The following is a 25,599-nucleotide window of genomic DNA, read 5'->3' on the forward strand; positions in this document are numbered from 1 at the left end:
CCCTCCCCTCCGCGAGATGCCACTTGTGCACGCGACACGCCGTGGAAAGCGCGCACAAGTGGCATCTCGCGGGAGGGGTCAGCCGGTGATGAGGACGGCGTCGAGGAGGAGGGTTCGGCCCTTCGCGGCGGGGTTGCGGTCGGCGGTGGCGCGGAACGAGACGGTGTGCACGCCGGCGGGGAGCACGGCGCTGGTCCAGACGGTCCGCCGGTACTGCGTCGTGCTGCTGTAGCGGTCGATCCGGGCGACGCGGACGCCGTCGAGGTAGACCTCGTTGATGCCGCCGGACGGCGAGAGCCGGCTGATCCACTGCACGCCGGTGCCGGTGAACGTCATCGTCGTGGTCGCGGTGGCGCCCGTGCTGTAGGCCGAGCCGCCGCCGTCGTCGGACGCGGCCTTGAGGGTCGTCCAGGTTCCGGAGCGCGTGAGGGCGGGCGAGGTCTCCTGGTAGCGACCCGGTCCGGAGACGCCGGGCGTCGGGGTGGGAGTGGGGGTGGGCGTGCGGGTCGGAGTCGCGGTGGCCGTCGGTGTCGGAGTCGCGGTGGCTGTCGGCGTCACTGTCGGCGTCACGGTCGGCGTCGGCGTCGATCCGCCGCCCAGTGCCGCGATCGCGCTGCCCGCGAGCAGGAGGGCGCCGACGCAGAAGGGCGGCGAGTCGGCGATCAGGGTGCCGGCCGAGGTGGCCGTCGCGGCCGTGCGCGGTGTGGCCGCGGCGTAGCTACCGGCGGGCTGGAAGCCGACCGACTGGCAGCCGCTCACGAAGCCGCTCGGCTTCAGCGAGACGGTCGTCAATCCCTGCCACGCCCGGGTGACGGCGGGCAGGTAGGTCGTCCGGTCGAGGGTGCCGGAGGAGATCCCGGCGGCCAGCGCGTAGGCGAACAGTGCCGTGGAGCTCGTCTCGGGCGCGGGGAAGGCGCTGCTGTTGAGCAGGCTCGATCGCCAGAGCCCGTCGGAGCCCTGCAGTCCGATGACGCGGGCGGCCATCGTCCGCAGCATGGCCTGGTACGGGACGGCGCGCGCGTCTCCCGCCGGGAGCGCGTCGATCACGTCGGCCATCGCGGCCATCGCCCAGCCGTTGCCGCGGCCCCAGAAGACCTTGTTCCCGCCGGCGTCGGGCACGCCGACGTAGCGGCAGTCGCGATACCAGAGTCCCTCGGCGGCGTCGAAGAGCCCGGACTGCGGCACCGCCCGCCCCGCGCAGCGGTCGCTCTGCGCGCCCTGGTCGCGGGACCACTCGTAGAGGGCGTCCATCTTGGCGAGGTAGGCGGGGTCGTTCTTCCGCTTCGACCAGGACGCCCAGTTCGGCAGCCCCATGAAGAGCGCGTCCGACCAGTCGTACTGGTCGAGCGGGAGGGTCGCGAGCCCCTGGGCCATCCGGGCGTCCATCGAGGTCAGCGAGGCGCGCGGGTCGGACGCGTTCAGCGCGTGGTAGACCTGGCCGGCCTTGAGGTCGTCCGGGTCCAGCCCGGTGGTCGCGACCTTCCAGGAGGTGAGGCCGCCCCAGGTCATGCCGTCGGCGAGGTAGGCGGGATTCCCGGACGCGGAGTACAGCGCGTTCTCGCCCTGCTCGAAGGTCGCCCACGACCAGCCGGCGAGGGTGGACACCGGCGCCAGGCGGAGGATCGGGCGGTAGTAGTCGGCCGCGAGCGACGTCTTCTCGAGGATCGACGAGGCGGAGGGCAGCGCCTCCGAGGACAGAGCCGCAGCGGGCGGATCCGCCGCCTGCACGGCGCCGGCGGTCAGCAGGGGGACGAGGACGAGGGCGAGTGCCGCCCGCAGAGCCGACATGGTCGCTCCAGATCCTGCGCCCAGGGGACGGTGCGCGCTGAGGGGGGAGAACCCAGGGGGCGGGGCCCGGAGGGGAACGGAGAAGAACACGCCCGGAGTCAGAGGCTGCATCTGCGGGGATCCGGTCAAGCGCGCGTCATCGAGCGGCAGCACGCCCGACAGTAGACCTCCGGGTGACCCGTGCAACACCCTCCCCGCTCCGCGAGATGCCACTTATGAGCGCGACACGCCGTGAAAGGCGCGCACAAGTGGCATCTCGCGGAGGGGGGCGGACGGGGCCGGCGTCAGGAGGGCTGGTGGGCGGCCTCGCGGCGGCCCTCCTCCTTGGCCTGCTCGACGAGGGCGGCGACGCGGCGGCGGGAGCGGGTGCGGCCGGCGAGGAGCGCGGCGAGGATCAGGGCGAGGCCGAGGAGGACGGCGAGCTGAGGCAGGGGGACGGCGGCGGTGGTGGTCGACTCGGTGAGCGGGGCGATGTCGACGGGGTCGAGGCCGTCGGGGGTGACGACGGTCGGGGCGACGGTGAGGTCGGTGCCGACGGCGAAGAGGGGCCAGACGTCGTCGAGCTGCAGGGTGACGGCGCGGCGGTCGCCGGGGAGGAGCTCCTGCTGGGCGGCGTCGGCGGCGACGAGCGGGGCGGAGGCGCCCTGGGCGCTCGCGCTGCCGTCGAGGAGGAGGCGGACGTTGCCGGTGTTGACGATGTCGGCGGTGACGGTGAGGGCGCCGGGCTGGAAGGGGTTCCAGGAGAGGCGGTAGTCGCCGGCGAGGTTCTCGACGGCGACGGCGGGGGCGACGTCGCCGGTGACGCGGGTCATCACGCGGAAGCCGATGCGGCTCTCGACGCCGACGGAGGAGCCGCCGACGTCGGTGCCGACGGAGACGAGGGAGGCGGCGAGGCCCGCGGCGTGGTCGCCGGGCTCGGCGTCGTCGGGGACGGTGACGGTGAAGGGGACGATGCCGGTGCCGCCGGGCTCGACGGTGACGGTCTCGGGCGCGGTGATCCAGGTGCCGGCGTCGACGGACTCCTGGTCGGAGGGGAGCATGTTGAAGCGGCCCTTGTCGGTGAAGTAGCCGTCGGCCGCGTCGATGCGGAAGGTGACGGTCTGGTCGCTGAGGTTGCGGACCGCGGCCTGCTCCTCGGCGGTGGCGCCGGGGTCGAGGTCGAGCTCGACCCAGGAGCGCTTGTCGACGGCGCCGTCGGTCGCGGGGCTGACCGCCCAGGTGATCTGGTCGGTCGCGGCGAGGGCCGGGGGAGCGGCGGAGAGCGCGAGCGCGCCGACGAGGACGGCGAGGAGGGCGCGGAGCACGGAGGTCATGGGGAGTCCAGGTTCTCACGGGGTGGATCTCGATACGCCGCCTGCGGCGGCTACTCGACCAGCATGCAAGGAGCGGGCGGGTCCGCTGCATGCTGATCGAGTAGACCGCGGAGCGGACGTATCGAGATCCGGCGCGTTCGGCGGGGTGGGTCTCGATACGCCGCCGGAGGCGGCTACTCGACCAGCATGGGGCGCGGAGCGTCCGTTTCATGCTGATCGAGCAGCGCGCGATCCGGCGCCGGCGGCTACTCGACCGGTCGGCTCACTCGAAGAGGGAGAGGGTGAGCGTCGAGCTGTAGTCGCCGGCGTCGACGGTGGTGGGGGTCTTCAGGGTCAGGGCCGCGTTCGCGGTCCAGGAGCCCTCCTCGGCGACTCCGGCGCTGTCGTTGGTGATGGCGAGGAGCTCCTGGTCGACGAGGCCGACGCCGTCGGGGCCGCCGTCGATGGCGGTGTCGACGACGTCGCCCTCGGCGACCAGGCCGGAGTCGCCGCCGTCGATCAGGTTCGGCGCCCAGCCGAGGTTCTCCGCGCCGATGATGTCACCGGTCGACGAGGTGAAGTCGCTCGCGGTTCCGAGGACGTACCAGCCGGCACCGGCGGGGATGTCCGCGGCGTCGCGGGTGTCCGTGACGGTGACCGTGGGCAGCGTGCCCGTGAACTGGCGGACCACGCTGTTCGAGCCGTTCTCGGTCAGCGCGGTGGAGTCGCTCGCGACGGTCATCGAGAGGGCGCCGCCGCCGGTGAGCGGCGCGATCTGCACGTTGACGTCGACGTCGTCGGCGCCCTGCTGCTCGTCGGCGAAGGCGGTACCGGCGACGCCGAGCAGGAGCAGGCCTCCGGCGATGCCGGCGGTTCCGCGGAGGAGGAAGGAGCGGGTGTTCATAGCGGGTGTTCTCCGTTCTCGAGACGGCGTCGTCGCCGTCCGGTTCAGTGGTGTGGGGTCGGTGGTGTCGGGTGGTCGGTGAGGTCGGTGGGAGGCGCGAGCGCGTCAGCCGCAGCTCGCCGCCGCGTACGGCGCGGTGGCCGTGGCGGTGGCGGGCTTGCCCGCGACGAACGCGGTGGCCGTGGCGGTCGCGGAGCCGGCGGGCAGCGCGGCGGTGCGGGTCGTGAAGGAGTGGGTGACGGACTTGCCGGCGGCCACCTCCGCGAACGTCTTCGAGCCCGAGGTCGAGGTGACGACCATCTTCACCGGGAAGGCGTTCGGGTTCGTCGCGACGACCGAGAGGACGACCTTGCCCTGCACGCATCGGGTCGAGGCGGTGGCGGTCGCCGTGATGGCGGGGGCCGCCGTCGGCACCGTCTGCGGGCTGACGCTGGTGAGGGTCGGGACGACCTTCTGCATCAGTCCGGTCGTCGGGTCGAAGGTCACCTTGTCGATGGTGGTCTCGCGGTGCTGGCCGTCTCCGCCGGGGATGGCGAAGCGGTGGTAGGCGATGTACCAGTCGTCGGTGCCGGGGACGTTGATGATCGAGCTGTGGCCGGTGGCGAGGATGCCCTGCGCGGGGTCCTTCTCCAGGATCACGCCGCGGTAGGTCCACGGTCCGTCGATGCTCGTCGAGGTCGCGTAGCCGACCTTGTAGTTCTCGGAGCCGGTGTCGTCGATCGAGTAGGTCAGGTGGTAGAGCCCGTTGCGGTGGTTCATGAACGCGCCCTCGCGGAAGTCCGTGAGGCCCGAGATCGTCTTGATGGTGCCCGCCTTGACCGAGAGCATGTCGTCCGAGAGCTCGGCGTACACGGGTGCGCCGTTGCCCCAGAAGAGGTAGCTCTTGCCGGTGGCCGGGTCGGTGAACGCGGCCGGGTCGATGGCCTGGCCGGACTTCACGGACTCGCCGTTGGTGATCATCGGGGACTGCTGCGCGGTGAACGGGCCCATCGGGCTCGACGCGACCGCGACTCCGATCGTCTTGCGGTCGAGCGCGGCGTTGTGGCCGGAGAAGTAGAAGTAGTACTTCCCGCCCTTCTCGATGATCGTCGGCGCCCAGGCGTTGCCGGTCGCCCACGGGACGTTCCCGTTTGCGCCGTCGAGGGTGAGGATCGGCTGTGCGGAGCGGGTCCAGTCGACGAGGTTCTTCGACGACCAGGCGTAGAAGGTCTTGCCGCCCCAGCCGGGGAAGCCGTCCGAGGTCGCGTAGAGGTAGTAGGTGTCGCCGAAGACCGCGATGTTCGGGTCGGCGTAGAGACCCGGGAGGACGGGGCTCTTCATCTCGACGGCCTTGAGCGTCCAGGTGGTGGTCGCTCCGCCGCCGGCCGGGGTCAGCACGACGGTCTGCGGGGTGCGCAGGTCGCGGACGGTGCCGGAGGCGGGGCTCGCGGTGACGCCCGCGGCGGTCGAGTAGGTGGCGGTGAGCTTCGAGCGGTCCGTGCCGGGCTTCACCGGGAGGGTGACGGTGCGGGTCGCCTGATCGACGATCGGTGCGGTCTTCAGCACGTCGCCGGTGAGCGTCACGTCGGCCAGCACGGTGGTGTTGCCGGAGGAGGCGAGCACCTCGGCCGAGCTCAGCGCCCGGTTGTAGAGCGCGAACTCGCGCACCTGGCCGCGGAAGCGGTTGTCGGCGTCGTAGTTCGAGCGGCCGATGGAGTTCGCCGTGGTCGTGCCGCCGCCGATGTCCTTCGGGTCGGCCGTGACGGTGCCGCCGCCGACGCGGACGCCGTCGAGGTAGAGCGTCGCGGTGGTGCCGGAGAGCGTGTAGGTCAGCTGCGCCCACTGGCCGCGGGGGACGGCCGAGCCGGAGGAGACGGTCTGCTCGGTGGTGTAGTTCCCGGTGGTGAGGCTGGTGCGGTAGTTGTTGCCGGAGGTGAAGAGGTAGCCGTCACCCGCTCCGTTCGTCGTGTTTCCGAGGCCGTAGAGGAAGTAGGCGCCGCTCTGCGCGGGGTCGATCCAGACCTCGGTCTGCACGGTGACGTCGGTGACTCCCGCGAGCAGGTTGTCCGGCAGCTTGATGTAGTCGTCGGTGCCGTCGAGCTTCACCGAGCCGGTCTGCCAGGTGCCGCCCGAGACGATCGTGCCGTTCAGGCCGTTGCCCGAGCTGTCGGTGACGGTCGTGCCGGAGCCGCCGTCGAAGGTGTAGCGGAGGATCTCGCCCTTCGAGTTGACGGGCTTCGGGGTCGGGCCGGTGCTCGTGGCGCCGTAGGCCGCAGTGATGCGGGCCTCCTCGGCGCTGGAGAGCCGCAGCACCGAGCCGTGGCGGAAGGGCTTCGAGAAGGAGTACGTGCTCGCGCCGGTGGTGCCGACGGGCAGCGCCGTGAACCGCATGTCCGCGAGGGTGTCGGTGACGTAGGCGGAGTAGCCGAACGAGTCGCCCATCACGACCCAGCGGCCGTCGGGCAGCTGGTACACGGTGAGGCCCTCGAGGTGGTCGGAGAGGCCGCGGGAGGTCTCCTCGCCGCGGGCGATCACGCGGGTCCACGGGCCGGCCAGGCTCGAGGCCTTGTCGACGACGGTGCGCCAGTCGGAGGTGGAGAAGCGGTAGTAGACGCCGTTCTCGACGGCGATGGTGGTGTCGATGATGTTCGGGCCGTCGGCGTTGTTCGTCGACGAGTTCTCGTCGAGCCAGACCTTCGGGGTGGAGAAGCTCTGGAAGTCGCGGGTGGTGGAGACGTAGACGCGCAGCGCCCAGTCGTCCGTGTTCACCTGCGTCTTGTCGCGGCCGGACCAGTAGACGTAGTACTGACCGGTGGCCTCGTCCCAGATCGCCTCGGGCGCCCAGACGTTGCCCGCGTTGGGCGCGCCGGCGAAGACGAGGCTCTGCTGGCCCCAGTTCACGAGGTCGGTGGAGCGCCAGACGACGAGCTTCTGACTGGCGTTCACCTGGTCCCAGGAGCCGCCGCCGGCGGTGCCCTCGGCGTGCAGGTCGGTGCCGAGGATCCAGTACTCGTCGCCGGTGGGGGAGCGGACGAGGTGCGGGTCGCGGACGCCGAGCGTGCCGGCGAGGTTGGCGAGCACGGCCTTGTCGTTGTTGAGCTTCGACCAGTGCAGGCCGTCGGTGCTGGAGCCGAAGTAGATCTTCTCGTAGTCGGTCGACGCGAAGTGGGTCCAGAGGTAGCCGGCGTCGTACTCGGTGTCGAGGTCCGCGGGCGCGGCGGTCACGGTGACCGGGAGCTTCCGGGTGGCGGTGGTGCCGGCGATCGTCGCGGTGAGGGTGACCGCGGTGGTCGCGGCCTGGCGCTTCACGACGCCGGTGGTGCTGACGACGGCGGTGTTCGAGGAGGCCCAGGTGACGTCGTAGGCGCCGGCCTTCGCGGGCAGCGTGATGTTGCCGCGGACGTCGCCGGCGTTCACGATGCTCAGCGCGTCGAGCGCCTTCTGCGCATCGGCGTTCGCGTCCTGCGCGGGCACGGTGGCGGTGAAGGTGCGCGTCTGCGTCGCGGAGCCGCGGGTGACGGTCGCGGTGAGCACGGCCTGGGCGGTGCCCGTGGCGGGCCGGGTGACGACTCCGCTCGAGGAGACGACGGCGGCGTTGCTCGAGGACCAGGCGATCGCCGAGCCGTTGGGCCCGGTGGTCGGCAGGGTGAGGTTCGCGGTGACGGCGGAGAGGTCGCCGAGGGTCAGCGCGGCGGCGTCGCGGGTGGTGCGCGTGGCGTCGCTCGCCTGGAGGGTCGCGACGTCGGCGGCGCTGAGCGCGCTGCTGTAGATGCGGAAGTCGCGCACCGAGCCGGCGAGGAACTTGTCGCCGGTGTAGACCGAGCGGCCGATCGCGTTCGCGGTGGTGCTGCCGCCGCCGATCGCGCCGGGGGTGATGGTCACGCCGGTCTGCTGCGCGACCTGGGCGCCGTCGAGGTAGAGCCGCGCGGTGTCGGAGGCGTCGTCGAGCGTGTAGGTGAGCGTCTTCCAGACCCCGCGGGCGAGGTCGGCTCCCGAGTTCACGGTCTGCTCGGTGGTCCAGTTGCCGGTGGCGATGGAGGTCTTGTAGCTGTTGCCCGTCGTGTACAGGTAGCCGTTGCCCGCGTTGTTCGTCGTGTTGCCGAGGCCCCAGATGAAGTACGGCGTGCCCTGGCTCGGCTTCACCAGCACCTCGGTGCTCACGGTGATCGAGCTGAGGCCGGCGAGCACGTCGTCGGGCAGCTTCACGAAGTCGTCGACGCCGTCGAGCGTCACGCCCGCGGCGCCCGAGGCGACCGCGCCGCCGGAGAGGACACCGTCGCGGCCCTTGCCGGAGCTGTCGACGGCGGTCGTGCCGCTGGTCGCGTCGAGCGCGTAGCGGAGGACGAGATCATCGGCCGGAGCGGCTGCGGCGGACTGCGCCGTCAGCAGCGGGACGGTGAGCGCGAGAGCCGTCACGAGGACGACCGGTCGCAGGAAGGGCTTCATCGCACTAACTCCTTGTTCGGCACCATTGCTGAAGGGAAAGGGTCCGGCACGCACCGGAGATGTTCACGGTAACACGATGTTGACGTCAACGCGACGGGCATTCCTCGCGGATTCCACGCGCCTCGATCGCGGGCCGGGCGAGGCGCAGTGGGGTCCGAGCGGCGCTCAGGACGCGAGCTGCTGGACGCGCTGCTTCGAGAGGCCGAGCATCACGCCGGCGTCGGCCTGGCTCATGTGCGTCGTGCTGAGGAGGGTGCGGACGGCCTCCCGGCGAAGGGCGGCCGCGCGGTCCTCGGCCTCCTCGGCCTGCGTGCGCAGAGCCTCCGCCTCGTGCCACGCGGTCGCGACCTCGGCGGGCAGCTCATAGGAGAGGCGGATCGTCAGATCCTCCTCCTCGACGTCGAGGAGGGCCGAGACGACACCGGTCGCCATGGCGGGCACCTCTCGGAGCGACCGCGACTGCGTCACCGCGTCGAGGGCGGGGACGTGGATCATCCACCAGCGGCCCTCCCGGGTCACCACGGCGTCGAAGGAGCGCTCCGTGGTGCGCAGCAGATCCGTGCTGGTCATGACGCCCTCCTCCTCTCCCCGCGATGCCGTTCGCACTTGTTGCGGTCGTTCATCGCCAGCCCGCCGGACTGCCCGGCTGGGCCTTGATGACCTGGCGGACGACTCCCGGAGACACCTTGCCGTGCCGCGGAATCGCGAGGACCTGCGTGCCGTCCGGGGAGCCCCAGACGTTGTGCGGACCCTTCTCGCGGAGGAGCCGCCATCCGCAGGACTCGAGGAACCGCTCGACCTCGCGCTGCTTGACTTCCTTGACCACGGTAGCGGACCATACCCCCTTGTCAAAGCAGACAAGGGGGTATGGTCAAGCGCTGTCGCGGGACGTCGTGCAGTCCGGACGTCAGGTCCGGTTGCGGGCCATCACCGCGCGCTGCAGGAGCACGAAGACGAGCAGGATGCCGCCGGTGATGATGGTGGTCGCCTCGGGCGGGATGCCGCCGTCGCGGGTGATCAGGACGTTCATCAGGCCGAGGACCAGGGCGCCGATCACCGAGCCGAGGACGAAGCCGACGCCGCCGGTCAGCAGCGTGCCGCCGATGACGGTCGCCGCGATGGCGTCGAGCTCCCAGCCGGTGCCGGTGATGTTCTGCGCGCTGCCGAGGCGGGCGGTGTAGACGACGCCGGCGAGGCCCGCGAGGGTGCCGCTGATCACGTAGATGAGCAGCTTGGTCCGGACGACGGGCAGGCCCATCAGCGCGGCCGACGGCTCCGAGCCGCCCATCGCGTAGACCGTCCGGCCGAGGCGGGTGCGGTGCAGCACGAAGAACGCGGCGGCCACGACGAGCACGGCGATGATCACGCCGGGGCTGATCACGAAGTCGTTGACCTTCGGTCCGTCGATCAGCTTGATCGGCGTCGCGAGCGACAGCACGGCCGAGTCCTCGGGGAGGCGCTCCGGGACCGTGCTCAGCATCGAGGCGAGACCGCGGGCCAGGAACATCATCGCGAGGGTCGCGATGAACGGCTGGACGTTGAAGTACTGGATCAGCACGCCCGAGATCAGGCCGAACGCGGAGCCGATCAGCACCATCAGGAGCATCACGAGCCAGGGGTTCCAGCCGCTGTTGATGAGCAGCACGCCGCTCACGCTGCTGAAGGCGATCACCGCGCCGACCGAGAGGTCGATGCCGCCGGTGAGGATCACGAAGGTGAGGCCCACGGCGAGGATGATCAGGTGCGCGTTGTTGATCAGCAGGTTCGAGATCGTGCTCGCCTGAAGGATGCGCCCGTAGGCGACCTCGCCGTAGACGATCATGCCCAGGAAGATGACCAGGGCGGCGAGGGTCGGCAGCTTGTCGAGGTGCTGGCTCAGCCACGAGGTGGCGGAGGAGCGGTTCGACTTCGCCGGCGGGGCGGGTCGGGTCAGCACGGCGCTCATGCGGGGATCGCCTCTTTCTGCGGGACGCTGCGGCGCGCCTCGCGACGGTTCTTGAAGGCGGAGCGGACCCGCTCCGACTGCAGCAGGCACAGGGCGACGATGACGATCGCCTTGAAGGCGGGCGTCGCCGAGGACGAGACGCCGAGGAAGACGACCGTCTTGTCGAGGGTGGCGATCAGGATCGCTCCGACGGCCGCTCCGGTGATGTTGAACTTGCCGCCCGCGAGGGAGGTGCCGCCGACCACGACCGCGAGGATCGCGTCGAGCTCGAGCTGGTAGCCGGTGCGCGAGACGTCGACCGTCATCACGCTCGCGGTGGCGAAGACGCCCGCGACGCCGGCGAGGACGCCGGAGCCGATGTAGGCGGTCATCAGCAGGCCGCGGCGGTTGATGCCGGCGAGGCGGGCCGCCTTCGGGTCCATGCCGATGGCCTCGATCATCAGGCCGAGCGCGCTGCGGCGCACCAGGACTCCGACGACCACGACGATCGCGATGGCGAGCAGGAAGACGACGGGGAGTCCGAAGACGTAGCCGTTGGCGAGCCAGCGGAACGGCTCGTTCGTCGCGGCGGTGTTCTGGCCGCCCGTGATGACCTTCGCCAGGCCGCGGCCGGCGAGCATCACGACGAGCGTGCTGATGAAGGGCTGGAGCCCCACCACCGAGACCAGGATGCCGTTCACGGCGCCCAGCACTCCGGCGACCAGCAGCGCGAGGCCGAAGGCGGCCGCGGCGGCGCCGAGCGAGTCCGGCGCGCCCTGGGCGTTGAGGAACTCCATCGAGACGGCGCCGGCGACGACCATGATCGAGCCGACCGAGAGGTCGATGCCGCCGGTCGCGACCACCAGGCACATGCCGACCGCGATCATCAGGATCGGGGCGGCGGCGCGGGCGATGTCGATCACGTTGCCGACGAGGTAGCCCGTGGTCGGGCTGACGGTGACGCCGAGGTAGCTCGGGTCCTTGACGACGTTGACGAGCAGCAGCAGCACGATGGCCACCGCTCCCCAGAAGTACTGACGGCGGATCAGGCTCGCGAGGAGCGAGCCCCGGTCCGGTCGCGTGTCGCTGCTCATGATGCGGCCTCCTGCGTGGCGCCTTCGAGAACGACGACGTCCTCGTCGACGACTCCCTCTGCGGCGATGGTAGTGACGATCGACTCCGCAGTGACAGCGGGTCCGTTGAGGATCTCCGCGATCACGCGGTGATCCTTGAGGACGATGATGCGGTCGCTGAGGCGGACGACCTCGTCGAGCTCGGACGAGATGAAGACCACGGCGACGCCCTCGCCGGCCAGGGCGACGACCTTCTCCTGGATCTCGGCCTTCGCTCCGACGTCGATGCCGCGGGTCGGCTCGTCGAGGATGAGGATCTCCGGGGCGGTGGCCAGCCAGCGCCCGAGGAGCACCTTCTGCTGGTTGCCGCCGGAGAGCTTGCTGATCGGGCGGTCCGGGTCGGCGGGGCGCACGTTGAGCTCGACCAGGTACTTGGCGACGATCTCGTCCTTCTCCTTCTTGGAGAGGGGGCGGGCCCAGCCGCGCTTGGCCTGGACGGCGAGGATGAGGTTCTCCCGGACCGAGAGGTCGCGGATGATGCCCTCGTCGCGGCGGTTCTCGCTCGAGAAGGCGATCTTGTGCGCGAGGCCGGCTGTCGGCGTCGGGACGTCGATCTTCTTGCCGTGCAGCGTGATCTCGCCGGTGTCGGGCTTGTCCACGCCGTAGATCAGGCGGGCGAGCTCGGTGCGGCCGGAGCCGAGGAGGCCGGCGAAGCCGACGACCTCGCCGCGGTGCAGCGTGAGGTCGGTGGACTCGATGGAGCCCTTCTTCGAGAGGCCCTTCGCGGTGTAGAGCGGGGCCTCGCGGTAGAGGTGGTCGCTGTCCGCGCGCTCGGAGTCGAGGGAGCGCAGGGCGGCGATGTCCTTGCCGATCATCTTGGAGATCAGCGAGGTGCGGTCCAGCTCGTGGGTGAGGTACTCGCCCACGTAGGTGCCGTTGCGCAGCACGGTGAGGCGGTCGCTGATCGCGTAGACCTGGTCGAGGAAGTGCGAGACGAAGAGGATCGCGACGCCCTCCGCGCGGAGGCGGCGGATGACGACGAAGAGGTTCTCGACCTCGTTCGCGTCCAGGCTCGAGGTCGGCTCGTCGAGGATGAGCACGCGCGAGTCGCTCACCGTGGAGCGGCTGATCGCGACCAGCTGCTGCATCGCGATCGAGAGCGAGGAGAGCGGGCGGCGCGGGTCGAGGTGGCCGAGGCCGAGGCGCTCGAGGGCGCGCTTCGCGGCCTCGTGGGTCGCCCGCCAGTTGATGCCGAAGGGACCGCGCACCTCGTAGCCCAGCATGACGTTCTCGCCGATGCTGAGGTTGGTGCAGAGGTTGACCTCCTGGTAGACGGTCGAGATGCCGGCCGCCTGCGCATCGGCGGTGCCGGCGAGGCGCCGGGGCGTCCCTCCGACGACGATCTCGCCGCTGTCGATCTTGTAGACGCCGGTCAGCGCCTTGATGAGGGTGGACTTGCCGGCGCCGTTCTCGCCCATGAGGGTGTGGACCTCGCCCGGGAACAGGCGGAAGTCGACACCGTCGAGGGCTTTGACGCCGGGGAAGCTGATCGAGATGTTCTTCATCTCGACGATCGGAGGCGAATCCGCCATGTCGCGTCGTTCCGTTCTCGAGTGGCGCTGCTCTGCGCCGGAGGTGGGAGCGACCGGGACCCGCGTGGGGCCCCGGTCGCTTCCGGTGGGGGTGTGGTGCCTAGAACTTGCGGTCGGGCAGGGCGGTCGCCGCGGCCTCGGGCGAGTCGAAGGTCTCGCTCGGGACGACGATCGAGGACTCGACGGTCTCGCCGGCGAGGGTCTTCTCGACGGCGTCGAGGGCGGTCTCGCCGAAGAGCGGGTTGTACTCGGCGACGAAGCTGAGCTCACCGTCGGCGAGGGCCTGCAGGGCGTTCTTGGTGCCGTCGATCGTGGCGATCTTGACGTCGACGCCCGGGGTGAGGCCGGCCTCCTGGACGGCCTGGACCGCGCCGAGACCCATCTCGTCGTTCTGGGCGAAGACCATCTGGACGTCGTTGTTGTTCGACTTCAGGACGGTCTCGAAGACGCTCTTGGCCTCCTCGGTCGACCAGTTGGCGGTCTGCGCGCCGACCTTGGTGAAGGCGGAGTCGGCGCCGATGACCTCGTCCCAGCCCTCGTTGCGCTCGTTGACGACCGAGACGCCGGCGGGGCCCTCGAGGGTGAAGTACTTGGCGCCGTCGGGGAAGGCGGTCTTCGCCCAGTCGGCGACCGAGGTGCTGACCGCGATGTTGTCCGGCGCGATGCGGGTGACGTAGAGGTCGCTGTTGTCCGGCTCGATGCCGCGGTCGATCAGGATGACCGGGATCTCGGCCTCCTGAGCGCGCTCGAGCGAGTCCTCCCAGCCGGAGCCCTCCGTGGCCGACAGCAGGATGATGTCGACGCCCTCGTCCACGAAGGACGTGAAGGAGTCGATCTGCGACTTCTGGTCGCCGTTGGTGGCGGGGGCGTACTTGAGGTCGTAGCCCGCGTCGGCGGTGAACGTCTCCTCGATGTTGGTCTCGTTCGCCTGACGCCACGCGCCCTCGGGGCCGACGGCCACGAAGCCGATGGTGGTGACGTCGTCGCCACCGCCGCCTGCGGCGGTGTCCGAGCCGCCGGAGCAGCCGGCGAGGCCGAGCGCGAGTGCGCCGACTGCTGCGAAACCGAGGAACTGGCCGAAACGCCTCGTGTTGTACATGGATCTCCTCCTTGAGATCACGGACGCGCGGGAGCGTCCGTGGGTGCGGGCCCAGGGGCCCGGATGTGATGAGTGCAGTGCGGGCCTGGCGCCCGAGGTGCAGTGAGTGCAGGATGTGCGGTGGACGCCCGTCGTGCAGTGACACGTCCGGGTGCGTCCTGGGCAAAATGTTACCGTGAACAATTCTTGTGACGCAACAGCGTTCCGGCCCCTTCGGTAACGATCGTGCATTAACGCCGAGGACCCGCCGCCTCCGGAGAGGCGACGGGTCCGGTTCATGCTGATCGAGCAGCCCGCGGAGCGGGCGTATCGAGATCCACCGTGTGCAGAGGGTGGGTCTCGATACGCCGCTGCGCGGCTACTCGACCAGCATGTGGCGGCGCCGCAGCAGCAGCGCCCCGCCGCCGAGCAGCAGCGCGAGCGCTCCGAGCGGCAGCAGCGACAGGTCGGCGCCGGTGGCGGCCAGGTCGCCGTCGAGGCCGGCGACCGGCGCGGGCGCGTGCGGCGCGGGCCGGCCGGGCGCGGGATCGCCCGGCGCCGGCACCACGGGCGGCGCGGTCTCGGTCGGCATCGGCACGGGCGTACCGGTGGGCTGAGGCGTGGGCGTGGGCGTGGGCTCCGGCGTCGGCTGCGGCGCACCCTCCTGCGCGAGCACCGGGACCGTCGACCAGTCGATGTCGCTCGCCAGCCCGTACGAGGTGTACGACGGCTGGTTGTACGCGGTCTGCTGGCGCGCGACCTCGACCCGGTACTGCGGGTCGTGCATCAGCGTGGTCAGCTTGCGGTCGGTGACCTCGGTGCTCGAGTAGATCCGGATCGCGGTGGAGTCGCTCGTGGGCAGCAGCAGCTCCTCGCGCCAGTCGCCGAGCACGTCCGCCACCAGCGACGGGTTGCCCTTCGTGCCGTTGTTCGTCACCGTGCCCTCGGCCGAGAGCAGCACCGTGCCGTCACCGGTGACGATGGTCGGAGTGACGGGCGTCGCGTCCTGCATCGTCGTGCTGGCGACGATCTGCGTGGTCATGTCCGCGGCCCAGCGGATGCTCTGGTTGGTGCCGGGCTGCTCGGCGGGATCCCCGCCGTCGATCGGCTCGCCGCTCGCCGAGAGCTTTCCGATCGCCCAGACCTCCTGGCCGGGGATCGCCGGTTCGATGTCGCCGATCATCCCGCGGCCGGTGTCCTTGCCGGAGTAGGCGCCGAAGAGCACCTCGCCGGTCGCGGCGTCGCGCAGCGCGTAGCCGTAGGGGGCGCCGACACCGCCCTCGTGCACGGAGAAGATCTCGAGCCCGGGATTCGCCGGGTCGATGTCGGTCACGTGCATCGCGTCGCCGTGGCCGAGCTTGGCCACGGTGCCGGGCGCGCTGCTGCCCTCGGGCAGGGTGTCGTAGGAGCTGTAGAGCAGGCTGCCGTCGTCGTCGAGGGTGGCGGAGCCGTAGACGATCTCCTGCCGGCCGTCGCCGTCGACGTCCGCGGCGCTCAGCGAGTGGAAGCCCTGGGTGGTGAGCGTCGCCCACTCCGGGCTGGTGCCCTCGCGGCCGTGCGGGGTGTCGTTGAACGGGTTGGTCAGCGGGACGTGACCGCTGTCGGCGACCCAGCGCTGCGAGAGCTCGCTGCCGTCCCAGTCGTAGGCGACGACGACTGCGCGGGTGTAGTAGCCGCGAGCGAAGACGGCGGACTGCGTCTCGCCGTCGAAGGAGGCGACGCCCGCGAGGAAGCGGTCGTTGCGGTTGCCCGGCTCGATCCGGGAGTAGGCGTAGTCGCCCCAGAGCAGGCCGTCGTCGCCGCGGGCCGGCTCGTAGGCGACGGTCTGCAGCTCCTCGCCGGACTCGCCGTCGAAGACCGTGAGGTACTCGGGGCCGCTCAGGATGAATCCCTCGAAGGTGGTGAGGTCGTTGCGGTCGCTCCGGCTCGGCGCGTAGACGTCGATGAAGTAGTCGGCGAGCTCCGTCGCCCCGGCGCGATCGAGCGGGTAGTCGTGCGTCGGCGCGATGCCGAAGGCCTCCTCGAGCGTGGCGGGCCACTGACCGGAGGTGACCTCCTCGCGCGTGCCCCAGCCCTCGAAGACCTCGATGAGGTGCTCGCGGTAGCCGGCGGCGGAGAGGCGGTAGTCGTCCTGCGGGGTGACGCCCGCGGCGACGTCCTCGGGGAGGAGCGTGATCGACTCGGCGCGGGCGGGGTCGCCGCCGGGCAGGATCGTCGTGCCCGGGGCCGTCTTCGTCATGATCTCGGAGCGGCCGTCGCCGTCGAAGTCCGAGACGAGGAACTGCGTGTAGTGCGCGCCGGAGCGGATGTTCACGCCCAGGTCGATGCGGTGCAGCAGCGTGCCGTCGGCCTGGTAGGTGTCGAGGTAGGTGCTGCCGGTGTAGCCCTTCTGCGAGACGTCCTTCGCGTTCGAGGGGTACCACTTCACGACGTACTCGTAGTCGCCGTCGCCGTCCATGTCGCCGACGCTCATGTCGTTGGCGACGTAGGTGTAGGCCTCGCCGGCCGGAGTGACGCCGTCGGCCGGCTTCTGCAGCGGCAGCGTCTCGAAGGCGTCCGCCGAGGCGACGGCCGCCGCGCTGGGCTCGCCGGGCTCGCCGTCGACGAGCGGGACGACGCGGTACTCGTCGCCGGGCGCGCCCTCCGGGTCGTGCAGGTTGGTGCTGTCGGTGACGACGCCGATCCGCTCCGCCCCGCGGTAGACGGCGAAGTCGGCGCCGACCATCCCGCTGTCGGAGGAGCCGGTCACCTCCGTCGCGAGCAGCCGCCAGCTGACGAAGACGCCGCCGTCGGGCGACGCGAGCGCGACGACCCCGCGATCGAGGTCCTCCAGCTGCGCGGTGAGGACGGGGTTGGTCGGAGGCGCTGCGGTCTCCGCGGACGCAGGCGCGGCCCCGGTCAGCGCGAGCCCCGCGGCGAGCGCGAGGCCGAGGCCGGAGCGGAGCGCCCCGGCGGCGATGGTCGGACGGAACGGACGTGAATTCGGCATTGAATCCCTCGGCATCGATGGTCCGGGATGCAGGAATGCGCTTTCCCCGGTCCCGCGCCACCCTACGTGAGACGTTTCACAGGGGTCAACCGTGTCCCCCGGATCCCTTCATCGCCGGTGCGGATGCTTCAGACCGTCCTCCCATTCGGGATGGCCGGCGATGAAGTCGAAGAGCTTCGTGCTGAAACCGCTTCCTCCGCGGACGCCGTCGACGAGATCGGCGAGAACGACGAACCATCCCCAAGGGGTGCCGAGATAGATGCTCGGGTCGGCCTCCGTTCGCAGCCGGTTCAGAACGAAGGGCTTCACGGCGACGACTCTGTTCCAGATCCGACCGTGGTGCGCGCAGACGTTCCGCAGGACGCTGAGCGAATGGAGAGTGGAGTCCAGCCGCCGCGATTCGTTGAGACCGAATCCTTTCGCGATCGTCTCCCGGACGGGTTCATCGTCGAGAAGTCGGTACATCTTGGAGACGGTGCCGAACGAGAGGACCTCCATCGCGACCCAGACCGGCACGACGTCGCCGGTATCCCGATACTTCGCCACGCAGTGCTCCTTGGTGCGAGCGACCTCGGCGCCGATCGTTCTCAGGAGATCGACTCGCATTGCGGCGCCGTTGCGGGAGCGTGGGGTGGCATAGGTGTGCGGGCGTAGGTAGCGGCCCGCGCCGTCCTCGCCTTCGGACAGATGGTGACCCAAGCGCGCGCGGACAGCGATTTCCAGATCGGACAGGCCGTCCATGACGATGCTGCGGACGACGGCGTCGAAGCGATAGAGATCGCGGATCCTGTCGAGGGTGACACCGGGCTCGAAGCGATTGTCACCGTCGTGAGGGGCGACCTGGAAGTAGCGCCAGTAGCCCGAAGCCCGATAGTACGAGTGGTCGTAAAGGAATCGGGCGAGGACCGAGTCGGAGACTGCGCCGTCGAAGCCGCGCTCGCGGAGAAGCTCGATCTGCTGAGCGATGCTGAGTGACGGTTTTGACATCGTGCGGATGGCCTAGGGGAAAAGAAAAGGCCCCCCGGTATTGAGGATGCTCGCGCACTAGCCCTGGGGGGATCTGTTGCCCCGAGCGTAGCAGCGGACATTGTCCGCGCCTGCGGCTCGTGCCGGTCATGGCGCGGGATGCAGGTCACCAGCCGTCGTCGGCCGAGTCGTCGTCCGTGGTGTCGGCGGCGATCATCTCGACGATGGTGTCGACGGTGAGCCAGGGGCCGTTGCTGACCTCGCCGATCTTCTCGCGGTCCTTGAAGACGACGATGCGGTCGCTGAGGCGCACCACCTCCTCCAGCTCGGAGGAGATGTAGACGATGGAGACCCCCTCCTTGGCGAGCTGGGCGATGTGCGCCTGGATCTCGACCTTCGAGGCGACGTCGATGCCGCGGGCCGGCTCGTCGAGCACCAGCAGGCGGGGCCGGGTGGCGAGCCAGCGCGCCAGGACGACCTTCTGCTGATTGCCGCCGGAGAGGTACTTCACCGGCATGTCGGGGTCGGCCGGCGTGATGTTCAGCGCCTCGACGTAGGTGGCGACGAGCGTGTCGGTCTCGGCCGCCGACAGCGGGTGCGCCCAGCCGCGCAGCGCCTGCAGCCCGAGCACGAGGTTCTCGCGCAGCGACAGGTCGCCGATGATCCCGTCCTCGCGGCGGTTCTCGCTGGAGTGCGCGATGCGGTTCCGCAGCCCCGACACCGGGTCGACGATGTCCGCGTGCTCGCCGTCGATCAGCACCTCGCCGCTGTCCGGCCGCTCCACGCCGCTGAGCAGCGACGCCAGCTCGGTGCGTCCGGAGCCGCGCAGGCCCGCGAAGCCGACGATCTCGCCGCGGTGCAGCTCGATGTCGGTGGGGGAGACGGCGCCCCGGCGGCCGATGCCGACCGCGCGGTAGATCGCCGGTCCGGTGGGCTGGCGGCGGTGCTCGCGGCGGTCGGAGCCGATCTGCCGGAGCGCGTCGATGTCCTTGCCGATCATCTTCGCGATCAGCTCGGCCCGGTCCATCCGCCCGGCCGGGTACTCGCCCTCGGTGCAGCCGTCGCGGAGCACGGTGATGCGGTCGCTGAGGGTGAGCACCTGCTCGAGGAAGTGCGAGACGAAGACGATCGCGACGCCCTGGCCGCGCAGCCGCCGCAGCACCGTGAAGAGCCGGGCGACGTCGCCGAGGTCGAGGCTCGAGGTCGGCTCGTCGAGGATCAGCACCCGCGGCCGGTCGACCATCGCGCGGCCGATCGCGACCAGCTGCCGGATCGCGGGCGAGAGCGAGCGCAGCGGCAGGCGCGGGTCGAGGTCCTCGAGGCCCAGCTCGGCCAGCATCTCGGCCGCCCGCGCGTGGGTGCGCGACCAGGAGATGCCGAGGCGCCCGCGGATCTCGTGCCCGATCATCACGTTCTCGCCGATGCTGAGGTTGTCGGTCAGCCGCTCGTCCTGGAAGACCGCGGTGATGCCGGCGGCCTTCGCATCGGCCGGTCCGCTGAAGCGCCGGGTGACGCCGTCGACGACGATCTCGCCGGCGTCGGGCTGGTGGATCCCGGTGAGCGTCTTGATCAGCGTGGACTTGCCCGCGCCGTTCTCGCCCATCAGGCCGTGGATCTCGCCCGGCACGAGGCGCAGCCGCGCACCGGCCAGCGCGGGCCCGGAGGAGAAGGAGACGTGGATGCCCGTCATCTCCACCACCGGGTCCGGGCGTGCGGGACCGGGGCGTGCGGGAGTCGTCGTCGACTGAACTGACACGTGCCGTCCTCGGTTCGTGTGCGGGGCGGCGCCGGGGGAGCGTCGCACCAGGGGTGCCGCCGATGATACGCGAGCGCCGGTCGCGAGCGTCAGCTGCGGGGCGGCGCCGTCGACTCGCGCACCACGAGCTCGGTGGGGATGCGGGTGCGCTGCGGGATCTCCTGGCCGCGGATCCGCGCGTGGATCACCTCGGCGACGGTGGTGCCGAGCTTGTCGAAGTCCTGCCGCACCGTGGTCAGCGGCGGCAGGAAGTGCCGGGCGGTCGGCAGGTCGTCGAAGCCGACGATGCTGACGTCCTGCGGCACGCGGATGCCGCGCTCGACGAGACCGTGGATGACGCCGAGCGCCATCTCGTCGTTCGCGACGACCATCGCGGTGAACTCCGGGACGGACTGCAGGCTGCGCGCGAACTCGTAGCCGGAGTCCGGGGTCCAGTCGCCGATGACGATCGGGCGCTCGCGCATCCCCCACGCCTTCGCCCGGCTGTGGAAGGCGCGCTCGCGGGCGCGGGCGTCGAGCCAGTCGAGCGGGCCGGACATGTGCAGCACGTCGCGGTGGCCGAGCGAGGCGAGGTGGTCGACGGCCTGGCTCATCCCGCCCTGCTGGTCGACGGAGACGGTGAGGAAGCTCGGGTCCTTGTCGGACTTGACGACGAGGGTCGGCACGCCGATCTCGACGGTGCGCAGTGTCGCGACGGACGAGGAGCGCGGCGCGATCACGCAGAGCGCGTCGATCCCGAGACCGGAGAGGTGCCGGATCGCGTCGACGGGGCTCATGTCCTGGTCGTCGCGCAGCGCGACGGAGGTGACGGAGTAGCCCTTCTCGCGCGCGGCCCGCTCGATGGCGCGGAGAGTGCTCGACGGGCCGAACTCGGCGCCGCTCTCGATCATCACGCCGATGCGGTCGGTGCGCTGGGTGACGAGGGAGCGCGCCGCGATGTTGGGGCGGTAGTCGAGCTCGGAGACGGCCTCGAGGACCTTCTGCCGGGTCGACTCCTTGATGTTCGGGTGCCCGCTGAGCACGCGGGAGACCGTCATGTGCGAGACCCCGGCGACCGCGGCGACATGCCGGAGGTTGGGCCGATCGGCCATGGCGCGGACCTCCTCCGCTCCCCTGGGGGGAGAGCCGGGCACCCTCGGTGCGGCGGGATGACGAGGGCTCGACATCGCGGGTCCGATCAGCATAGCCAAGCGGACCCGTGGGATCGCTCTCTCGGGAGTCAGTCCGCGACGCGGAGGGCGAACGAGCGGGCGCCCGGCTCCCCGGCGGTGGAGCGGACGGTGAGCAGCCCGGCCCCCGCGTCCCAGCGGGTGGCCCAGGCGGGCAGGCCCGCGGGGAAGGCCGTCCGCACCTCGACCGCGCGGCCGAGCAGGCTCGGGAACGCGAGGGTCGTCTCGCCGGCGTCGTCGCCGCGGTCCCAGAGCGAGAGCGCGACGGCATCGGGGGCGCGCAGGGCGGAGGCGACCCAGCGGTCGGTCCAGCCGGGCAGGCCGAGCGGCCAGAGCGGCACCGAGGCGACCAGGTCCGGTCGGAGTCCGTCCGCCGTGCGCACCGCCTCGGCGACGAGCGCGCGCTGGGCCGGCGTCATCCGGTCCAGGTGCCCGGTCAGGTGGAAGCGGCCCGCGAGCCCTGTCACGAGCGTGAAGGCGATCGCCTCGTCGCTCATCTCCGGCTGCGGGCAGGCCCAGTTCGCGGCCTGCTCGGGGAGCATCGAGAGCGGGGCCGCTGCGGCGATCGGCGGCGTGAGCAGCGGATCCTCCTGGTCGGAGGTCGACTGCAGCTGCAGCCGGGAGAGCATCGCGGAGTCGGCGCGCATCGCTCCGGAGGCGCAGTTCTCGAGGATCAGCTGCGGGTGGCGGTCGAGCACGCCGTCGATCCAGGCGAGGTGCGCGCGGGAGTGCTCGAGGAGTCCGGCGCCGGCGCTCGTCGCGTCGCGGTCGGTGCCGGGGCCCGGATCGATGTTGTAGTCGAGCTTGACGTAGCCGATGCCGAACTCGCGGACGAGCCGGTCCACGGTCTCGTCGAGGTGCGCACGGGCTGCAGGATGGCGCAGATCGAGGTGGTGGCGGCCGCTCTCCTCCACCCGGATCCCCGAGCGGGAGAGGAACGCCTCCTCTGGCAGTGACCGGGCGAGCGGGCTGCCGGTGCCGATCACCTCGGGCTCGAGCCAGAGCCCGGGCACCATGCCGTGGCCGCGGATCGCGTCGACGACCTCGCCGAGTCCGCCCGGGAAGCGCCGGGTCGACGGCGTCCACTCGCCGACGGTGTCCCACCAGGACTCGGTCTCGGCGTACCAGCCGGCGTCGACGCAGAACACCTCGGCGCCGACCTCGGCCGCCGCGGCGATCAGCGGCAGGAGCTTCGCGGTGGTCGGGTCGCCGCCGAGGGTGTTCAAGTAGTCGTTGAAGACCAGCGCGGGGCGGCGGTCGTCCGGGTGGGCGCGCCGGGCCGACCGCTTCGCCCGGGTGAGGGCCGCGGCGGCGTGCTCGAGGTCGGTGCCGACGGCGACGAGCGCCGGCACCGAGGTGAAGGACTCGCCCGGCGCGAGGAGCAGGGACCACTGGTGGTCGCGGTCCGTGGGGCCGGAGGCGGCGAGGTAGGCGTCGCCGATCTGCTCGCCGGCCTCCCAGCGCCACGGGCCGTTGTGCGCGACCTCGCAGAGCCAGGTGACGTCCTGCCGCTGTGAGCGGAGCGCGGCGAGCGGGAGTGCGCCGCCGGTCGACCAGGTGCCGGTCGCGGTGCGGACGACCGACTCGCGCGGGGGCTGCTCGGTGTGCTCCGGATGCAGGTCGGGCAGGAGTGCGCGCAGCTCGCGGGCCTCCCAGCGGCCCTCGCCCAGCCACTCGCTGCGGCCCTCGAGCAGCTCCCAGTCCGCGGCCGGGTCGGCGGCGGCGCCGACGTCCAGCCGGGTGCCGAGCGGCATCGCCCAGCTGGTGACGGCGGTGAGCAGCACCGGCCCGGTGCCCGCGTTCTCGACGGTCGCGCTCGCGCGGAGGGCCGTGCCGAGCGCGTCGATCGTGGTCGTGGCGCGCAGGCCGTCGGCGCTCGCCGAGACGATCCGAAGGACGGTCGCCCCGGCCTCGTGCGAGACGTAGCGGAGGGAGTCGCCGATCGCGGTCTGCACGAGACGGTCGGTGGAGGTGACGTGGCCCCGGCCGGCGGTGAGGATCCCGACCAGCGGCAGTGCGTGCTCGAAGCGGATCTCGAGCTCGCCGGAGACGAGTCGCGCGAGGCTCACGGGGGCGTCGGGGGAGCGGTCGAACTCGAGCTCGAGCGGCCCGGCGCGCCAGGAGGGGGTCTGCGCTGACATGGGGATCTCCGATCGCACGAAACGTTCGCCTCGGACTCTAGGCGGGGTGCGCGGGAGGGATCAAGGGCGGAAGCGAAACGTTTCGCCCCGATGGTGGGAAAGAGCCGGGGAAGGGGTGCTCAGAGGGGTTTGACCTTGCGCAACTGCCGCTGTTACCGTGAACAAACTCTCGCCCCGGCTCTCGGGGCCGCGCTCCCGCGGCCCGACGGGGGCGCCCGCATCACGATCGACGACGGAGTCATCCATGCACCTGACCGCGCCCGCACCGGGCCTGCGCCGCCGGCTGATCGCCGGTCTCCTGATCCTGCTGGCGGCGATCGTGGCGCTGCCGCTGGCCGCCGCGAGCCCCGCGGCCGCGATCGGCGAGTCGACCTTCACGAACCCGCTCGAGCCGGACACGGCCGACCCGACGATCGAGTTCCACGACGGGAACTACTACCTGGTCGCCACGACCTGGGACAACCGCGTGGTGATGCGCAAGGCGCCGACGCTCGCGGCGCTCGGCACCGCCACTCCGGTCACCGTCTACTCCGACACGAACCCGGGCCGGAACGCGAACATGTGGGCGCCCGAGCTGCAGCGTCTCGAGGGCCCGAACGGCTGGCGCTGGTACCTGATGTACACGATGGGCACCGCGGGGAACTTCGACGGCCAGCACCTCCAGGTGATCGAGAGCGCGGGCGACGACCCGATGGGCCCGTACAGCTACAAGGGCCGGCCGGTCCCGGTCGACTCCTGGAACATCGACGGCGCCTACCTGCAGCTGAACGGCGAGCTCTTCATGACCTGGTCGGCGTTCCAGCCGGGCAACGGGCTGCAGAGCAACTACATCGCCCGGATGTCGGACCCGTGGACCGCGGTCGGCCCGCTGAACGTGCTGTCCGAGCCGGTCGAGCCGTGGGAGACCATCGGCATGCCGGTCAACGAGGGCCCGGTCCCGCTGCAGAAGGACGGCCGCACCTGGATCGTCTACTCGGCGAGCTTCTGCGGCACCGAGGACTACCAGCTCGGCACGCTCGAGTACGACGGGACCGGCGACCCCGTGCTCGCCTCCTCCTGGACCAAGAGCGACGGCCCGGTCTTCTCGAAGGCGAACGGCGAGTACGGCACCGGCCACAACGACTTCTTCGACTCGCCCGACGGCACCGAGACCTGGAACCTGTACCACGCGAACCCCGGCCCGAACGACGGCTGCAGCCGCCAGCGCTCGGCCCGCGCGCACGTCGTGGACTGGACCGCCGAGGGCGAGCCCGACTTCGGCACGCCGCTCGGCACCGCCGCCCGGATCCCCGTGCCCAGCGGCGAGAACGCACCGATCACGGCCCGCGTCGAGGGTGCGGCCTGGCAGCTGGTCAGCCGCAGCACCGGCCTCTGCGCCACGGTGTCCTCCGCCCAGAGCGGCGACGGCGCCGGCGTCGTGCAGGGCTCCTGCGCCACACCCCGCGCGAGCTGGACGCTCGACAGCACCGGCGACGGCTTCGTCCGCGTCGTGAACGCGAGCAGTGGGAAGTCGCTCGGCCCGGTCGGCTGCTCGACCGCCTCGGGTGCGTCGCTGCAGCAGTCCGCGTGGCTGACGACCTCCTGCCAGCAGTGGACGGTGGCTCCGGGTTCCGGCGGCTACTCGACGCTGACGAACCGCACCAGCGGCAAGGCGCTCGACGCGGTCTCCGGAGCGATCCGCCAGTCGACGCCGAGTGCCGCCGCCGCGCAGGAGTGGGCGCTGCGCCCGGCCGGCGCGGTCGCCGTCACCTCGCTCGTCACCGGCAAGGCCTTCGACCTGCCGAACTGCTCCACCGCCGACGGCGCGGTGCTGCAGCAGCAGGAGTGGCTCGGCTCGCCGTGCCAGCGCGTCACCTTCACGGCCGCCGCGGACGGCGCCGTCGAGCTGCACCCCGTCTCGGCCGCGTCCAAGTGCCTCGCGGTCACCGGAGGCTCCACCGCCGACGGCGCGACCGTCACGCAGGGCGCGTGCGGAGTGACCGGCAGTAGCTGGCGGCTCCGCCCGGGCAACGACGGCACCGTCGAGCTCCGCGCCGTGCACAGCGGCAAGGCGCTCGACCTGTCGAACTGCTCGGATCAGAACGGCACCCGGATCGGCCAGTGGAGCGTGCTGAACAACGACTGCCAGCGCTTCCGCATCTCGCTCGGTGCGCCGGCTGCGCCGGTCGCGCTGCAGCTCGCCGCCACCTCGTCGGTGCGCTGCGTCGCGGGCAAGCCGGTGCTCACCACGACAGTGAAGAACACGGACGACCTGCCCGCCGACATCACCGTCACGACCGCCTCCGGCACCAAGACCTTCCCGGCGGTCGCCGGCGGGAAGAACGCCACGGCGAGCTTCACGGTGCGGCAGCCGACGCTGGTCGCCGGCTCGGCCTCGGTGACGGGCGCGGGAGTCGACGACGCGGGCCGCGCGGCCACGCAGTCGGCCGCCTACCCCTCGATCACCTGCTGACGCCGGGTCTCGATACGCCGCTGCGCGGCTACTCGACCAGCATGAGGTGC

General features: G+C 71.3%; 16 protein-coding genes. 1 reads left to right on the forward strand and 15 read right to left on the reverse strand.

Features of this window, described 5'->3' with window-relative positions:
* Positions 1–78: 78 nt before the first annotated feature.
* The 15 genes from C1I64_RS18040 to C1I64_RS18110 all read right to left on the reverse strand — a co-directional run bounded on the left by C1I64_RS18040 (position 79) and on the right by C1I64_RS18110 (position 23,097).
* Positions 79–1,788, reverse strand: a complete 1,710-nt coding sequence (locus C1I64_RS18040) for a glycoside hydrolase family 88 protein (protein ID WP_164874592.1) — start codon at positions 1,786–1,788, stop codon at positions 79–81.
* Positions 1,789–2,072: 284 nt separating this feature from the next.
* Positions 2,073–3,101 (reverse strand): WxL protein peptidoglycan domain-containing protein, encoded by a 1,029-nt coding sequence (locus C1I64_RS18045; protein WP_127888173.1) that lies wholly within the window; start codon positions 3,099–3,101, stop codon positions 2,073–2,075.
* Between the two features lie 262 nt (positions 3,102–3,363).
* Positions 3,364–3,984: a hypothetical protein gene (locus C1I64_RS18050; RefSeq protein WP_127888174.1), complete on the reverse strand. Its 621-nt coding sequence runs from the start codon at positions 3,982–3,984 to the stop codon at positions 3,364–3,366.
* A 105-nt stretch (positions 3,985–4,089) separates the two neighbouring features.
* Positions 4,090–8,409, reverse strand: a complete 4,320-nt coding sequence (locus tag C1I64_RS18055; protein ID WP_127888175.1) for a family 43 glycosylhydrolase — start codon at positions 8,407–8,409, stop codon at positions 4,090–4,092.
* A 165-nt stretch (positions 8,410–8,574) separates the two neighbouring features.
* Positions 8,575–8,979: a hypothetical protein gene (locus C1I64_RS18060; RefSeq protein ID WP_127888176.1), complete on the reverse strand. Its 405-nt coding sequence runs from the start codon at positions 8,977–8,979 to the stop codon at positions 8,575–8,577.
* Positions 8,980–9,028: 49 nt separating this feature from the next.
* The gene (locus C1I64_RS18065; protein WP_123731747.1) at positions 9,029–9,235 is read right to left on the reverse strand and encodes a type II toxin-antitoxin system HicA family toxin; all 207 of its coding nucleotides are present in this window, start codon (positions 9,233–9,235) and stop codon (positions 9,029–9,031) included.
* A gap of 81 nt (positions 9,236–9,316) precedes the next feature.
* The gene (locus C1I64_RS18070) at positions 9,317–10,354 is read right to left on the reverse strand and encodes an ABC transporter permease subunit (RefSeq protein WP_123731748.1); all 1,038 of its coding nucleotides are present in this window, start codon (positions 10,352–10,354) and stop codon (positions 9,317–9,319) included.
* Positions 10,351–11,427: an ABC transporter permease gene (locus C1I64_RS18075; protein ID WP_127888177.1), complete on the reverse strand. Its 1,077-nt coding sequence runs from the start codon at positions 11,425–11,427 to the stop codon at positions 10,351–10,353. Before C1I64_RS18075 ends, C1I64_RS18070 begins: the two co-directional genes overlap by 4 nt.
* Positions 11,424–12,998: a sugar ABC transporter ATP-binding protein gene (locus tag C1I64_RS18080; RefSeq protein WP_123446516.1), complete on the reverse strand. Its 1,575-nt coding sequence runs from the start codon at positions 12,996–12,998 to the stop codon at positions 11,424–11,426. The genes C1I64_RS18075 and C1I64_RS18080 overlap by 4 nt, the downstream gene beginning before the upstream one ends.
* 100 nt (positions 12,999–13,098) lie before the next feature.
* Entirely contained in the window at positions 13,099–14,097 is a 999-nt protein-coding gene (locus C1I64_RS18085; RefSeq protein WP_123446517.1) for an ABC transporter substrate-binding protein, read from the reverse strand.
* Between the two features lie 358 nt (positions 14,098–14,455).
* Complete coding sequence (locus tag C1I64_RS18090; RefSeq protein ID WP_244209525.1) at positions 14,456–17,065, reverse strand: rhamnogalacturonan lyase; 2,610 nt, start codon at positions 17,063–17,065, stop codon at positions 14,456–14,458.
* 108 nt (positions 17,066–17,173) lie between these two features.
* Positions 17,174–18,052 (reverse strand): Abi family protein, encoded by an 879-nt coding sequence (locus tag C1I64_RS18095; protein ID WP_127888178.1) that lies wholly within the window; start codon positions 18,050–18,052, stop codon positions 17,174–17,176.
* A gap of 145 nt (positions 18,053–18,197) precedes the next feature.
* Positions 18,198–19,721, reverse strand: coding sequence for a sugar ABC transporter ATP-binding protein (locus C1I64_RS18100; protein ID WP_127888632.1), 1,524 nt, complete (start codon positions 19,719–19,721; stop codon positions 18,198–18,200).
* 155 nt (positions 19,722–19,876) lie between these two features.
* Positions 19,877–20,878, reverse strand: a complete 1,002-nt coding sequence (locus tag C1I64_RS18105; protein WP_164874593.1) for a LacI family DNA-binding transcriptional regulator — start codon at positions 20,876–20,878, stop codon at positions 19,877–19,879.
* 128 nt (positions 20,879–21,006) lie between these two features.
* Positions 21,007–23,097 carry a glycoside hydrolase family 36 protein gene (locus C1I64_RS18110; protein WP_127888180.1) on the reverse strand — a complete coding sequence of 697 codons (2,091 nt, stop codon included), beginning with the start codon at positions 23,095–23,097 and terminating at the stop codon, positions 21,007–21,009.
* Between the two features lie 244 nt (positions 23,098–23,341).
* Between C1I64_RS18110 and C1I64_RS18115 the strand changes: the two genes are divergently transcribed.
* Positions 23,342–25,549 carry an RICIN domain-containing protein gene (locus C1I64_RS18115; protein ID WP_127888181.1) on the forward strand — a complete coding sequence of 736 codons (2,208 nt, stop codon included), beginning with the start codon at positions 23,342–23,344 and terminating at the stop codon, positions 25,547–25,549.
* Positions 25,550–25,599: the final 50 nt, after the last annotated feature.

This window comes from Rathayibacter festucae DSM 15932 (assembly GCF_004011135.1).
Taxonomy (GTDB): domain Bacteria; phylum Actinomycetota; class Actinomycetes; order Actinomycetales; family Microbacteriaceae; genus Rathayibacter; species Rathayibacter festucae.